This window comes from Thermocrispum municipale DSM 44069 (assembly GCF_000427825.1).
In the GTDB taxonomy this organism is placed as follows: domain Bacteria; phylum Actinomycetota; class Actinomycetes; order Mycobacteriales; family Pseudonocardiaceae; genus Thermocrispum; species Thermocrispum municipale.
In genome coordinates, this window is record NZ_ATYT01000015.1 from 62,522 (window position 1) to 75,814 (window position 13,293).

Here is a 13,293-nt window from a genome sequence, read left to right on the forward strand (position 1 = left end):
CGCCGGTAGTGTGCGGCTATGCCCGAGTTGGACTTGCGCGCCGATCCGGTCGAGATCACCGCGACGTTGGTGGACGTCCCCAGCGAATCGGGTTCCGAGCGCGCCATCGCCGACCTCGTCGAGAACGCTCTGCGCACGCAGGCCGGGCACCTGGAAGTGGTGCGCGACGGCGATGCGGTGCTGGCGCGCACGCAGCTCGGGCGGCCGCGGCGGGTGATCTTCGCCGGGCATCTGGACACCGTGCCGAAGAACGACAACCTGCCGCTGCGCCGCACCGGAAGCGGCCAGGAGGAGATCCTGCACGGCCTGGGCACCGTGGACATGAAGGGCGGCGACGCGGTCTTTTTGTCGTTGGCGGCCACGGTCACCGAGCCCAGGCACGACGTGACGTTCGTGTTCTACGACTGCGAAGAGGTCGACGCCGCCCGCAACGGCCTCAACCGCATCCAGGCGAACCGGCCCGAGTGGCTGCGCGGCGACCTCGCCGTGGTCGGTGAGCCGTCCAACGCCGTGATCGAGGGCGGATGCCAGGGCACGCTGCGTGTGGAGCTGACCGTGACCGGCAAGCGGGCGCACACCGCGCGGGCGTGGATGGGCAGCAACGCCATCCACGCGCTCGCCGAGCCGCTGCGCCGCCTGGCCGAGTACCAGCCGCGACAGGTCGACATCGACGGCCTGCAGTACCGCGAAGGCTTGCAGGCGGTGGCCATCGGCGGTGGTGTGGCGGGCAACGTGGTGCCGGACGAGGCCACCGTGACGATCAACCACCGGTTCGCACCCGATCGGACCCCGCAGCAGGCACTGGACCACGTGCGGAAGGTGTTCGACGGCTACGACCTGACGTTGGTCGACGAGGCCGCCGGGGCCCTGCCCAGACTGAGCGAACCGGCCGCGGCCGAGCTGGTACGGGCGGCAGGCGGGCAGCCCGTCGCCAAGCTCGGGTGGACGGACGTGGCGCGGTTCGCCGCGCTGGGCATGCCCGCGGTGAACTTCGGACCGGGCGACCCCACCCTGGCGCACACCAAGGAGGAGCACGTCCGGGCTGCGGAGATCACCCAGGTCGCCGACGTGCTGCGCACGTTCCTCACCGGGGGCTGATCCCGTACTCTGTGCGGGCTGCGGCGGGAGCGGAGCTAGGCTCGCACCCGTGGCAGATCCAGGTGCGAACGCCGACTACACCTATCCGGAACACCCGCGGGAGAAGCACAAGGGCCCGGTCGTGCTGCGCGGTGCGCAGCGCAGGGAGGCGACCACGACCGACCAGCGGCTGCTCGACCAGCGCGGGCCGTCGGACTGGGTGCACACCGACCCGTGGCGCGTGCTGCGCATCCAGGCGGAGTTCACCGAGGGCTTCGGCGCACTGGCCGAACTACCCCGCGCGGTGACGATTTTCGGCTCCGCCCGCACCAAGCGGGACGAGCCCGAGTACGAGCTGGGCATGCGGATCGGCCGCGCAGTGGCCGAAGCGGGTTTCGCGGTGATCACCGGCGGCGGCCCCGGCACCATGGAGGCACTCAACCGGGGCGCGTCGGAAGCCGGCGGGCTGTCCGTGGGCCTGGGCATCGAGCTGCCGTTCGAGCAGGGCCTGAACCCGTGGGTCGAGCTCGGCGTGAACTTCCGGTACTTCTTCGCCCGCAAGACGATGTTCGTCAAGTACTCGCAGGCGTTCATCTGCCTGCCCGGCGGGTTCGGCACGCTCGACGAGCTGTTCGAGGCGTTGTGCCTGGTGCAGACGAAGAAGGTCACCAAGTTCCCGGTGGTGCTGTTCGGCACCCACTACTGGGGCGGCCTGTACGAGTGGATCAAGAACACCGTGCTGGCCGAGGGCAAGATCAGCCCGAAGGACCTCGACCTGCTGCACCTGACCGACGACGTGGACGACGCCGTGCGCGTGGTCCAGGAGGCCTACCGGGCCTGGGAAGAGGTCCACTGATCACTCGGTGGCGGCCAGCTCCTGGTGGATGTGCGCCAGCTGCAGCGCCGAGTCGACGTCCGGGAAACGCAGCGCGGCGGTGACCTTGTCGTCGTGCACGCGGAACACCGTGGCCACGCGGGTCGGCTCCGGGCTCTCCGGCCACGTGGCGTCCTGCTCGACGACCACGAGCCGGTCGCCGACCTGGTGCCATGCGCGCGGCTCGAGGTGAATGCCGGATCGCCTCACCCACTCGGCGAACTGATCGGGTGTGATCCGTCCCGCGCCGCGCGGCCCCAGCACCACGATCGGGTCGCCGACGGCGTTGGCGGCACGCGGCAAATCGCGCGCGTTGACACTGGCGTGCCACTCGTCGACGGCACGCCGGGTGGTTTCCTCGCCCGTCACGCGGCGGCGGTCTCGTCCGGCCGCTTGTGGTAGCGGTCGACGTACTCCTGGTCGGACAGCTCGAGGATGGCGTACATGATCTCGTCGGTGACCGACCGGCGCACGGCGGGCGAGGACTCCAACCCGCGGTAGCGGGAGAAGTCCAGCGGCTCGCCGAACCGGACCGTCACCTTCGCCAGGCGCGGGATGCGCTTGCCGACCGGAAGCACCTTCTCCGTGCCGATCAGCGCCACCGGAATCACCGGCGCGCCGGTGACCAGGGCCAGTTGCGCCACCCCGGTGTGCCCGCGGTGCAGCTTGCCGTCCCGGGACCGGGTGCCCTCCGGATAGATGCCGAACGCCTCCCCGTCCTCGAGTACTTTCCGAGCGGCGTTGAGCGCCTCCAGCCCGGCGTAGGCGTTGCCCCGCTCGACGGGGATGAAGCCCAGCGCGGACAGGAACGCCGCGAACATGCGCCCGCGCAGCCCCTTGCCGCGGAAGTACTCCGCCTTGCCGAGGAATCGCACGGGACGCGGTGCGACGAACGGGATGACCCACGTGTCGATCGCCGCTCGGTGGTTGGCCGCCACGATCAGTGGGCCGGTGCGCGGGACCCGGTCCGCTCCTTCGACGACCGGCCGGTAGACGAACCGGGCGATGGGCGCGAGAACTTTCCGGATGACCTGCTGCAGCGCGCTGCGCGCGTCCATGACCACATCCTTTGCGGCTTCAGGGATACGTATTCCAGGATGGCACGAATGACGCCGTCGCCACAGCGTCCGGCCGAGCAGTAACACAGCATTGACGGCGCTTAGCATCGCCGTTATGAAGCACGTCCAGCTCGGCACGCGGGTGCTGCCTGCCGACCGGCCAGCGGTGATGGCCATCGTCAACCGTACGCGGGACTCGTTCTTCGACCGCGGCGCGACGTTCGAGGAAGCGGCGGCGCTCGCTGCGGTCGACCGGGCGGTCGAGGCAGGCGCGGACATCGTCGACATCGGGGGAGTGCGTGCCGGCTCGCACGGCGAGGACGTGGACGTGGCCGAGGAGACGCGGCGGGTCGTGGGGTTCGTCGCCGCGGTGCGGGAGCGTCATCCGGATCTGGTGATCAGCGTGGACACGTGGCGGCACGAGGTCGCCCGGGAAGTGTGCGCCGCGGGTGCGGACCTGCTCAACGACACGTGGGGTGGTGCGGATCCCCGGCTGGCCGAGGTGGCCGCGGAGTTCGAGGTCGGGGTGGTGTGCTCGCACACCGGCGGAGTGCAGCCGCGCACCGACCCGCACCGGGTGCACTACGAAGACGTGGTGTCCCAGGTCGTGGAGGAGCTGTGTGCCGGGGCCGAGCGGATGGTGTCGATCGGCGTGCCGCGACACGGGGTGCTGATCGACCCGACGCACGACTTCGGCAAGAACACCTGGCACGGGCTGGCGTTGCTGCGGCACGTGGACCGGTTGGTGGAGACCGGGTGGCCGGTGTTGATGGCGTTGTCGAACAAGGACTTCATCGGCGAGACGCTCGGCGGTCTGCCGCCCGAGGAGCGGCTGGAAGGAACGCTGGCGGCCACCGCGGTGGCGGCGATGGCCGGTGCGCGGGTGTTCCGGGCGCACCAGGTGCTGCCGACGCGGCGGGTGGTGGACACGGTGGCGAGTATCCGGGGCGATCGGCCGCCGGGGCGGGTGCTACGCGCGCTGGCCTGACGCGGTGCGCCCGCCCGCGCGTGCTCCCGACGGCGTCGTTGTCAAGGGCACGGGGCGGACGCACGGCGTCGGGAGGTCCGTGGCGGGCACAGCGTCGGGGGCGTGGCAGGCATACAGCAGGCACGCTGCGCCGGGAGACATTCGGGACGGCGCCTTGCGGAGGCACGCGGCCTGCGCCTTGCCCCCGGTCTGAGCCGATTCGGCGGCGATCTGTTTTCCCGGACAGCCCCGCTGACCTTCCCCGCCCCGCATCGTCGGGGGAATGTGCCACGATCGGGGTGTGGGAACAGCGCTGGTGTATCTGGTCGTGATGCTGCTGGTGGCGGCCGTCGTCTTCCTGCTCGCCTCCGTGGTGTTCGGGCGTGGCGAGGAGCTCGAGCCGCTGCCGCCCGGCGTCTCGCCCACGCGGCTGCCCGAGCGGGACATCACCGGTGCCGATCTCGCCCAGGTGCGGTTCCAGCCGGTGCTGCGCGGCTACAAGATGTCCGAGGTCGACTGGGTGCTGCAGCGGGTCGGTGCCGAGCTGGACGAGCTGCGGACCAGGCTGGCCCAGCTCGATCCCACGTACGGCGTGCCAGCCGCGGAGCCCGGTAGCCGGTCGACGTACGGCGTGCCGTCCGCAGACCGCGGCGAGCAGCGGTGAGCAGCAGGGTCCGGCTGAGCGTCGAGATGCCGGTCGCGGCGCCGGTGCCGCAGGTGTGGGCGGCGGTGACGGACTGGCCGCGGCAGTCGCAGTGGATCCTCGGCACGACGGTGGAGGTGGTCGAAGGCGACGGCCGCAGCGTTGGTTCGCGCGTGCATGCCTACACGGGCAGGCGGCCGATCGGCTTCCTGGACACCATGGTGATCACGGCGTGGGAGCCGCCCCACCGAGTCGAAGTGATGCACGACGGCAAGCTGATCCGCGGCCCAGGGGTCATCGAGGTGCAGCAGGCAGGCAACGGGTCGGTGCTGCGCTGGTCGGAAGACCTCGAGCAACCGTTCGGCGCGGTCGGCAGGTTCGGCTGGCGCGCGGTGTCCCCGCTGGTGCGGGCTGGTTTCCGCCGCTCGCTGGCCACACTGGCGCGCTCCGTCGAACGGCAATGGCAGCGGGGTGAAAGTGACTGAGCTGGTGCGGTGTGCGTGGGCGACCACGCCGGACTACGTGGCCTATCACGACAACGAGTGGGGCGTGCCGCTGCGCGGTGAGCAGGCCCTGTTCGAGCGGATGTGCCTGGAGTCGTTCCAGTCCGGTCTGTCCTGGCTGGTGATCCTGCGCAAGCGGGAGAACTTCCGGGCGGCGTTCGCCGGGTTCGACCCCGAGCAGGTCGCCGCGTTCGGGGACGAGGACGTGCAGCGCCTGCTCGCCGACAGCGGCATCGTGCGCAACCGGGCCAAGATCGAGGCGGCGATCGCCAACGCCCGGGCGGTGCTCGAGCTCGACGAACCGCTGGACGACCTGCTGTGGTCGTTCGCCCCACCGCCGCGGCCGAACCCTCGTGCCATGCAGGACGTGCCCGCTACCAGCCCGGAGTCGCACGCCATGGCCAGGGAACTGAAGCGCCGCGGCTTCAAGTTCCTCGGCCCGACGACGTGCTACGCGCTGATGCAGGCCACCGGGATGGTGGACGACCACGTGGCGGATTGCTGGCGGGCCGGGGTGGCGGCACGCTGACGCGCTTGCGGAACGAGACGGCCGCACGCCGGCGCGCGTCCGCCGGAGCCCGATGGTCGCGCGCCGACGTGGCCCGGCGATCAGCTTCCGGGGGACAGGGCCGCACGCGGCGGGCGGGCCGACCCAGCCGCGCGTCGACCAGCCGCTACTTGCCCGTGAACCGCGGCGCCCGCTTGTTCACGAACGCGTCGACGGCCTCCCGGTGGTCGTGCGTGGCGCCCAGCCGCGTCTGCGCCGCCTTCTCGTTCTCCAACGCCTCGGCCAACGTCGACGTGCTCGCCGCGGCCAGCACCCGCTTGATCTCCCGGAACGCCGCCGTCGGGCCTGCGGCCAGCCGAGCCGCCAGTTCCTGAGCGCGGGACAGCACCGCGTCGTCGTCGACCACCTCGTTGACCAACCCGATGCGCAGCGCTTCCTCCGCGCCGACCTTGCGGCCGAGCAGCATCAGCTCGGTGGCGCGACCGAACCCGACCAAGCGCTGCAGCGTCCACGACGCACCGGAGTCCGGTCCGAGCCCGACGCCTGCGAAGGCGCCGGTGAACGATGCGCTCTTACCGGCGACGCGCAGGTCGCACGCGTAGCTGAACGCCGCCCCGGCACCGGCCGCGCTGCCGTTCACCGCCGCGATGGTCGGCTTCGGCATGTCGGCGATCGCCTGCACGATCGGGTTGTAATGCTCTTCCACCGTGCGCAGCGGCGCGGGGTCCTCCGCTTGCAGCAACCCCACGTGCTCCTTGAGGTCCTGCCCGGCGCAGAACGCCTTGCCCGCACCGGTCAACACGACCGCCCGGATCTCCTCCTCCGCGGCCGCGGCGATCAGCGCGTCGCGCAGTGCCTCCTTCAGTGCGATGTTGAGCGCGTTGTAGGCCTGGGGCCGATTCAGCGTGATCGTCCGGACGCCGTCGGCATCGGACGTGGTCAGCACTTCGTCGGCGGCTACATCGTGGGCGGTGGACACTGCGCGCCTCCTGCGTCGGTCGGTAGTTACCTCCAGTGGAAGGCTAGATCAGCAATAGGGGAGAATAAGGCGCACACCCGGCACAGCCCGTGCGCAGCGGGCGAACCGGTGACGTGGTTGAGACGGAGGGAGCACGCTATGGCGGCCATGAAGCCCCGGACCGGAGATGGTCCCCTCGAGGTGACGAAGGAGGGCAGGGGCCTCGTGATGCGGGTACCGCTGGAGGGCGGCGGCCGGCTGGTCGTCGAACTCACCGCCGAAGAGGCCAAGGACCTCGGCGCGGCCCTGCAAGAAGCCACCAGCTGACGGCCGGTCACGGCCTGCCGCGCGGGCATGGCGCGCGCCGCGGCGACCGTGCGGGGAGCTGCGGCGGTGGTGGCCTGGGCTCGGTGCGGCGAGGAGGCGGAGCCGCCGCCCGCGTGGCGTACGCGCGCGGGCAGCAGCTTCGCCTCCTCAGTGCGCCGGGAGAGACACCGCCGGCCCCCGTCGATCAGCAAGGGCGGTAGATTCGCCGAGCCCGGCCCCCACCGCGTGGCGAAAGGAAGTGGATCTCGATCGTGCGCGTGCCCGTGCCCACGGTTCCTACCCGGCTGCCGGAGATCAGTGTCGTTGACCAGCAACGCCGCGGCGTCCCGCTGGTCCGACTGGTCCGAGCGACCGACGACGATGCGGCGGAGTTCGCCGAAGACGGTCTCTGGACAGCGCAGCAACTCCCCGACGAGTGGACTCCCGGCGGCCAGGTGACCGGCAAAGCCGGCGACGTGCACGCGCTGAGCAACCCGGCGCGCTGGCTGCTCGGCATCGGCGCGGACCCGGAGAAGCCGTCGGCGTGGCGGACCGCGGGCGGGGCGCTGGCTCGCGCGGTCAACTCCAGCCTCTCCCAGCGCTCCGAGTCGGTGTCCCGCGCGCAGCGGTCGGTCCAGGTCGCGCTGCCGCCCGAGCCGTCGGCCGACTGCGTGCGCGCGTTCGTGCTCGGCGTCCTGCTCGGCGGGTATCGGTTCACCGTCAGCAGCGAGGAACCCAAGCCCACCTTGCGCAGTGTCGTGTTGCTCGGCGGCGCGGAGCTGACCGAGACGGTGCGGGAGGCCGAGCGGTTGGCCGCGGCCACGGCGCTGGCGCGCGACCTCGCGAACAGCCCGTCGAACGTCAAGGACCCGGCATGGTTGGCCGGCACGACCGAGCGCGTCGCGGACGACGTCGCGGGGCTGCGCGTGACCGTGCGGGACGAAGCGTGGCTGGCCGAGAACAAGTTCGGCGGGATCCTGGCGGTCGGTGGCGGCTCCGCCCGGCCACCGAGGCTCATCGAGCTGGCCTACCGCCCGCGCAACGCGGGCACGCACGTGTTGCTGGTCGGCAAGGGCATCACGTTCGACACGGGCGGCATTTCCCTCAAGCCCGCCGACGGCATGCACCTGATGCGCACCGACATGTCCGGTGGTGCCGCGGTCATCGCGGCGGTCCGGGCGATCGCGCAGGCCAAGCTCCCGGTGCGGGTGACCGGTCTGGTCCCGGCCGCGGAGAACCACGTGTCCGGCTCGTCCTACCGCCCGGGCGACGTGGTCCGGCACTACGGCGGCATCACGACCGAGGTCGGCAACACCGACGCCGAAGGTCGCATGGTGCTGGCCGACGCGCTCGCCTACGGCGTGGACAAGTTCAAGCCGGACGTCGTGGTGGACGTCGCGACGCTGACCGGAGCCATCAAGGTCGCGCTCGGCCTGCGCAACGGCGCGGTGTTCGCCAGCGACGACGAGCTGGCCAAGCGGCTGCGTGAGGCAGGGGAGCGGGTCGGTGAATCGTGGTGGCGGATGCCGCTGATCGAGGACCACGCCGAGGCGGTGCGCAGCGAGATCGCCGACGTCAAGCAGGCGCCCGACGGCCCAGGCGGAGTGACCGCGGCCCTGTTCCTGCGTGAATTCACCGACGGCCTGCCGTGGGCGCACCTGGACATCGCGGGCACGGCCCGCGCCGACAAGCCGTACGACGAAGTGACGCCGGGAGGGACCGGCTTCGCCGCGCGCACCCTGGTGGAGTTCGCGGCGGGCTACGCGTAAGAGGCCACCGAAGGCGGGCCGCGCGGTAGAGGTCAGACCTCGAGCCGCGCGGCGGCCAGCAGCCCACTGCCCACCGGCAGCAGCGCGGGCATCAGCCGCTCGTCGAGCGCCACCGCCCGCGCGACGTCGCGCAACGCCGTGGCTTCCGCATCGCGCCGAGCGCGGTCGCCAGGACGGTGCTGGCCGAACACGTCGTTGAACGCGATCACCCCGCCGGGCCGCAGCAACTGCACGCCCTGCTCGAAGTAGTGCGCGTACTCCACCTTGGCGGCGTCGACGAACACCATGTCGTAGCCGCCGGTGGTCAGCCGAGGCAGCACGTCGACCGCCCGGCCGAGAATCAACCGTGTGCTGCCCGCGGGAAATCCCGCTTCGCGGAACGCCAGGCGCGCAGCGCGATGGAACTCCGGCTCGATGTCGATGGACGTCAGTACCCCGCCCTCACCGCGGCCTGCCATGCCGCGCAGCAGGTACAGGCCGCTGACCCCGGCGCCGGTGCCCAGCTCCACGACGGCTTTCGCGCCGACCGTGGTCGCCAGGAACCGTAGCGCCGCGCCGGTGGACGGCGCGACCGCGGGGCAGCCGAGCTCGGCCGCCCGGGCCCGGGCGGCGAGCACCACGTCGTCATCCGGAAGGTAGTCGTCGACAGTCTCGGCGGCACTGGTCACTCGTGCAGGCTAGCGCCGAGCCCGGGCAAACCGGTGAAGGCACGACGCAAAGCACATCTCGAGCGCATCCGGCTTCTCAGGCTGCTCTCAGCCGATTCTCACCAGAGTCGTAACGACAACGGTCACAGTGAACGACACAGAGAGAACCGAGGGGGAGGCGTGCGCCGTGCACGGAGTGGGAACTACCTCACAGGTGGGAACAGAAACGGATCGACCGGCGTTGTCCCGAGTGACAAGCCCGATGGAGGTGCCTCAACTGCAGACCGTAAGTGAGCAGGACGCCCGTACCACGCCGACCGGCGAAGTCGCGGAGATCGCCGACGACGCGGCCTGGACGCCGCCGTCGTGGGACGAGATCGTGCGCACGCACGCCCCGCGCGTGTATCGGTTGGCCTATCGCCTGACCGGCAATCCGCATGATGCCGAGGATCTGACGCAAGAGACGTTCATCCGGGTCTTCCGCTCGCTGTCGTCCTACAAGCCGGGCACCTTCGAGGGCTGGCTGCACCGCATCACCACCAACTTGTTCCTGGACATGGCCCGTCGCCGCTCCCGGGTGCGCATGGAGGGCCTGCCGGAGGACACCGACCGCATCGTGGGTGACGACCCGAGCCCCGAGCAGGTCTATTCCGCCACACATCTGGACCCCGATCTGCAGGCCGCGCTCGACGAGTTGCCGCCGGAGTTCCGTGCCGCCGTGGTGCTGTGTGACGTCGAGGGATTGTCCTACGAGGAGATCGGTGCCACGCTCGGCGTGAAACTGGGTACCGTAAGGAGCAGGATCCACCGGGGGCGCCAGCAGCTGCGCGCAGCACTCGAACGGCGCCGAGCCGAGCAGAGCACCGTGAGGTCGACAGCATGAGCGATGCCCGCCAGAAGCCGGGTCAGCGCCGTCCGCGCCGATCCGGTCCCACTGTGCGCTTGTCGCCGGGCTGGCAGTTGCCCGAATCGCACCTGTTGCCGGACGCCATCGTCGCTTTCGTCGACGGCGAGCTGTCGCTGGCCGCTCATGAGCGCGCCGCAGGCCACCTGATGCGCTGCAGCAGCTGTGCCGCGGAGGTCGAGGCCCAGCGCCAGGTCCGCGCGGCCATGACGTCGTGTGACGCACCCTCGGTGCCCGCGGGCTTGCTGGCGAGCTTGCACTCGATCCCCAACACCACCGAACTTTCCACGGTGCCGGACAACCTGGCCGTGGACGAATCCGGTCGCCTGGTCGCGGTCCAGCGGCCCGAGCAGGCCGCCGCGCTGGGTTCGACCCAGCCGCTCGGTTCCTCCACGCCGCTCGGGGCGGGCGCCAACCGCCTGGGGGGCCGCAAGTACAGCCGCCGCGCCGTGCAGGGCGCAGGCATGGTGATGTCCGGACTGATGCTGTCCGCGTTGGCGTTGGCCCTCGGGGTCGACGACGGTGACGAGGGAGTGTCGAACGAGGCGCCCGGTCCGCGTCCGGTGCAGGACGCCGCGCGTACCGTGCCGAGCCTGCACTCGGCGCCCGCGTCCGGGCTCAACAACGTGGTCCAGCTCGGCGTTTCGCGGTAAGCAGTCGATGGGTGAGGTGGGGAGCGTGTGCAACGCTGACTTCACCCCCATCCCGGCACACTGATCAGTGATGTCGGAGAACCCGTATGAGCCGAGGCGCGGCGACCCCGCCCGGGGCGGAGGGCCGCGCCTGCAGCCGCGCGGCCTGGACCGGCCACCGGTGGATCCTCAGGCCGCAGAAGTGTTCGGCAGGCCTGCGGGGGTCACCGGTTCTTTCGATGACGAGCAACGCAGGCGGTCCGCGCAAGGCGTGCAGCATGCCGGCGGCACGCGGGGTGCCGCTCCGCCACCCGCGCTGACCGAGGCTTTCGGGCGCAGTCCCGAGGACGCCGGCGTCATTCTGCAGCGTCCCCCGGGCGACGACGAGCAGGCCGACGACGACGCCGAGAAGCCGCTGTGGGGCGAGCAAGGAGATCCCTGGCGGGATCCCGGCGCACCAGTGGCGTTGAGCGAGCCCGCGCTGCGGGACGAGCCCGAGGACGACGACGAGAAGCCGCAACGGCGGCGCGGCGTCGCGCTGTCGCTGACCGAGGTCGTGCTCGGCGGGCGCCTGCGCCGCAGTTCGGCTGTCATCTGTGCGGTCGTCGTGCTGTTGGTCGGGGCGCTCGGTGGCTTCGTCGGCTGGTACATCGCCGACCAGGGCAACGAATTGGGCAAGGACGTCACGCTGGCGCAGATCGGCTCCGGTAAGCAACGTCCGCCAGGCACGGTCGCCAAGACGGTGGAGGAAGTCGTGCCCGCCGTGGTCTCCATCGAGATCCAGTCCGGCTCCGGCGGCGGCTTCGGCTCCGGTGTGGTCATCGAGGAGGACGGCTACATCCTCACCAACGACCACGTCGTGGCCCCGGCGGCGGAGAATTCGCAGGCCAAACTGACCGCGGTGTTCACCGACGGCACCCGGGCGCCCGCCAAGATCGTCGGGCGGGACCCGAAGACCGACCTGGCCGTGATCAAGGTGAACGTGCGCAATCCGACGGTCATCCAGATCGGCAAGTCGGCCGACCTGGCGCCCGGTGACCCGGTGATCGCGGTCGGGTCCCCGTTCGGACTGGAGAACACCGTCACGGTCGGCGTGGTCAGTGCGGTCAACCGGCCCATCAGCGCACCGTCGGAGAGCGGTGAGGGCACGGTGGTCTACGACGCGATCCAGACCGACGCGGCGATCAACCCCGGTAACTCGGGTGGGGCGCTGGTGGATTCGCGCGGCGCGCTGGTCGGCATCAACTCGCTGATCCGCACGGTGACCAACGAGCGGCAGGAAGGCGGCAGCATCGGTCTCGGCTTCGCCATCCCGGTCGACCAGGCCATCGAGATCGCCGAGTCGTTGATGCGGAACGGCAAGGTGGCGCACCCCGAGCTGGGCGTGCAGGCGGCTTCCGTTGCGGCGAACACCTCGGAGGGCGCGCGCGTGCAGAACGTCGTCCCGGGCAGCGCTGCCGCACGGGCCGGCATCAAGGAAGGCGACGTGATCATCAGGGTCGGCGAGCGGATGGTGCGCAACGCCGCCGAGCTGACCGTCGCGGTCCGGGCCCACGACGTCGGCCAGCAGGTACCGGTGAAACTGGTACGGGAGGGCCGGGAAATCGTCACGACTGTCAAACTGGGGTCGGACGACCCGGACACCGGCCGCTAGGCTAGAGCTGGCTGGGGCAGCCATTTCCTGCTGAGGATGGTACGTCGATGTTCGAGAGTGTGAGCTGGGGCGAAGTCCTGGTGTTGATCGTCGCCGCGCTGTTCATCCTCGGTCCGGAGCGGCTGCCGGAGGCCATGTCGTGGGTCGGCCGCACCGTGCGCAAGGTGCGGGAGTTCGCCACCGGCGCGCGCGAGCAGCTGCGCCAGGAGATCGGCCCGGAGTACGAACAGTTCCGCAAACCCATCGAGGATCTGCGTGAGCTGCGGAATTTCAACCCGCGCCGGGTGGTCACGCAGCACTTGTTCGACGGCGACGACGACCCGCTCGGGTTCAACGAACCGGTGAACAACGGCCGCAACGGCTCGTCGGGTACGCGGCGCAAGGAGTCCGAGCCGCTGAGCCCTGGCGAGAAGCCGCCGGTGGATCCGGACGCGACCTAGGAGACCGGCCTGCAACGCGCTGAGAAGTCGCGGTAGATCCGGACGTGGCCTCAGCGACCGGTCTGCAACGCGCTGAGCGAAGTCCTTGCCCGCTCGACCTGTCTCGTGCCGTCGCGCCAAACGGAAGTCGCGGCACCGCGAACCCGGCTCTTGCCGTGATCATGTGCGGAAGCGGCCGTCGGTGCGTCAGCGAGCATGCCCAGCCCGCGTCGCACTGAGCCTGCGGTGGCCAAGCATCGCCGGCGCAGCTCGCGGAACCAGGACGGCTCGGCGTCAGTGCCCGGGCCCTGGAACCAGCCTCAGTGCCCGGGCCCTGGAACCAGCCTCAGTGCCCGGGCCCTGGAACCAGCCTC

Annotated in this window: 16 protein-coding genes; 12 read left to right on the top strand and 4 right to left on the bottom strand. The window is 70.9% G+C overall.

The annotated features are described in order from the left end of the window. Positions 1-18: 18 nt before the first annotated feature. Positions 19-1,098, top strand: coding sequence for a succinyl-diaminopimelate desuccinylase (gene dapE / locus YWM_RS0113635; RefSeq protein ID WP_028851201.1), 1,080 nt, complete (start codon positions 19-21; stop codon positions 1,096-1,098). 49 nt (positions 1,099-1,147) lie between these two features. Further along, the gene (locus tag YWM_RS0113640) at positions 1,148-1,933 is read left to right on the top strand and encodes an LOG family protein (protein ID WP_028851202.1); all 786 of its coding nucleotides are present in this window, start codon (positions 1,148-1,150) and stop codon (positions 1,931-1,933) included. Here the strand turns inward: YWM_RS0113640 and YWM_RS0113645 are convergent, their stop codons facing one another. After that, entirely contained in the window at positions 1,934-2,320 is a 387-nt protein-coding gene (locus tag YWM_RS0113645) for a nuclear transport factor 2 family protein (RefSeq protein ID WP_028851203.1), read from the bottom strand. Beyond that, a complete protein-coding gene (locus YWM_RS0113650; RefSeq protein ID WP_043661042.1) occupies positions 2,317-3,009 on the bottom strand; it encodes a lysophospholipid acyltransferase family protein in 693 nt (230 codons plus the stop codon). Before YWM_RS0113650 ends, YWM_RS0113645 begins: the two co-directional genes overlap by 4 nt. Before the next feature lie 115 nt (positions 3,010-3,124). Here YWM_RS0113650 and folP point away from each other — a divergent pair, with 115 nt between their 5' ends. The 4 genes from folP (at position 3,125) to YWM_RS0113670 (ending at position 5,651) form a co-directional block, all read left to right on the top strand. Next, positions 3,125-3,997 carry a dihydropteroate synthase gene (gene folP, locus YWM_RS0113655; protein ID WP_028851205.1) on the top strand — a complete coding sequence of 291 codons (873 nt, stop codon included), beginning with the start codon at positions 3,125-3,127 and terminating at the stop codon, positions 3,995-3,997. A gap of 280 nt (positions 3,998-4,277) precedes the next feature. Beyond that, complete coding sequence (locus tag YWM_RS23625) at positions 4,278-4,640, top strand: DivIVA domain-containing protein (protein ID WP_084612399.1); 363 nt, start codon at positions 4,278-4,280, stop codon at positions 4,638-4,640. Then, positions 4,637-5,104, top strand: coding sequence for an SRPBCC family protein (locus YWM_RS23630; protein ID WP_245566038.1), 468 nt, complete (start codon positions 4,637-4,639; stop codon positions 5,102-5,104). Before YWM_RS23625 ends, YWM_RS23630 begins: the two co-directional genes overlap by 4 nt. Further along, positions 5,097-5,651 carry a DNA-3-methyladenine glycosylase I gene (locus YWM_RS0113670; protein WP_028851206.1) on the top strand — a complete coding sequence of 185 codons (555 nt, stop codon included), beginning with the start codon at positions 5,097-5,099 and terminating at the stop codon, positions 5,649-5,651. Before YWM_RS23630 ends, YWM_RS0113670 begins: the two co-directional genes overlap by 8 nt. Positions 5,652-5,796: 145 nt before the next feature. On the opposite strand, the gene YWM_RS0113675 is transcribed toward YWM_RS0113670, so the two are convergent. Further along, on the bottom strand, positions 5,797-6,609 hold the full coding sequence (locus YWM_RS0113675) for an enoyl-CoA hydratase-related protein (RefSeq protein ID WP_028851207.1): 813 nt from the start codon (positions 6,607-6,609) through the stop codon (positions 5,797-5,799). A 138-nt stretch (positions 6,610-6,747) separates the two neighbouring features. On the opposite strand from YWM_RS0113675, the gene YWM_RS25730 reads away from it, so the two are divergent. Next, positions 6,748-6,915: a DUF3117 domain-containing protein gene (locus tag YWM_RS25730; protein WP_005443666.1), complete on the top strand. Its 168-nt coding sequence runs from the start codon at positions 6,748-6,750 to the stop codon at positions 6,913-6,915. A gap of 251 nt (positions 6,916-7,166) precedes the next feature. Further along, complete coding sequence (locus YWM_RS0113685; RefSeq protein WP_028851208.1) at positions 7,167-8,663, top strand: leucyl aminopeptidase family protein; 1,497 nt, start codon at positions 7,167-7,169, stop codon at positions 8,661-8,663. Between the two features lie 32 nt (positions 8,664-8,695). Here YWM_RS0113685 and YWM_RS0113690 read toward each other — a convergent pair whose 3' ends face one another. Continuing rightward, on the bottom strand, positions 8,696-9,331 hold the full coding sequence (locus YWM_RS0113690) for an O-methyltransferase (protein ID WP_028851209.1): 636 nt from the start codon (positions 9,329-9,331) through the stop codon (positions 8,696-8,698). A gap of 241 nt (positions 9,332-9,572) precedes the next feature. Between YWM_RS0113690 and sigE the strand changes: the two genes are divergently transcribed. The 4 genes from sigE to tatB all read left to right on the top strand — a co-directional run bounded on the left by sigE (position 9,573) and on the right by tatB (position 12,940). After that, positions 9,573-10,193: an RNA polymerase sigma factor SigE gene (gene sigE, locus YWM_RS0113695; protein ID WP_028851210.1), complete on the top strand. Its 621-nt coding sequence runs from the start codon at positions 9,573-9,575 to the stop codon at positions 10,191-10,193. Continuing rightward, positions 10,190-10,867: an anti-sigma factor family protein gene (locus YWM_RS23635; RefSeq protein WP_245566039.1), complete on the top strand. Its 678-nt coding sequence runs from the start codon at positions 10,190-10,192 to the stop codon at positions 10,865-10,867. The genes sigE and YWM_RS23635 overlap by 4 nt, the downstream gene beginning before the upstream one ends. Before the next feature lie 70 nt (positions 10,868-10,937). Then, positions 10,938-12,500 carry a S1C family serine protease gene (locus tag YWM_RS0113705; protein WP_043661045.1) on the top strand — a complete coding sequence of 521 codons (1,563 nt, stop codon included), beginning with the start codon at positions 10,938-10,940 and terminating at the stop codon, positions 12,498-12,500. Positions 12,501-12,547: 47 nt separating this feature from the next. Beyond that, a complete protein-coding gene (tatB, locus tag YWM_RS0113710; RefSeq protein ID WP_028851212.1) occupies positions 12,548-12,940 on the top strand; it encodes a Sec-independent protein translocase protein TatB in 393 nt (130 codons plus the stop codon). Positions 12,941-13,293: the final 353 nt, after the last annotated feature.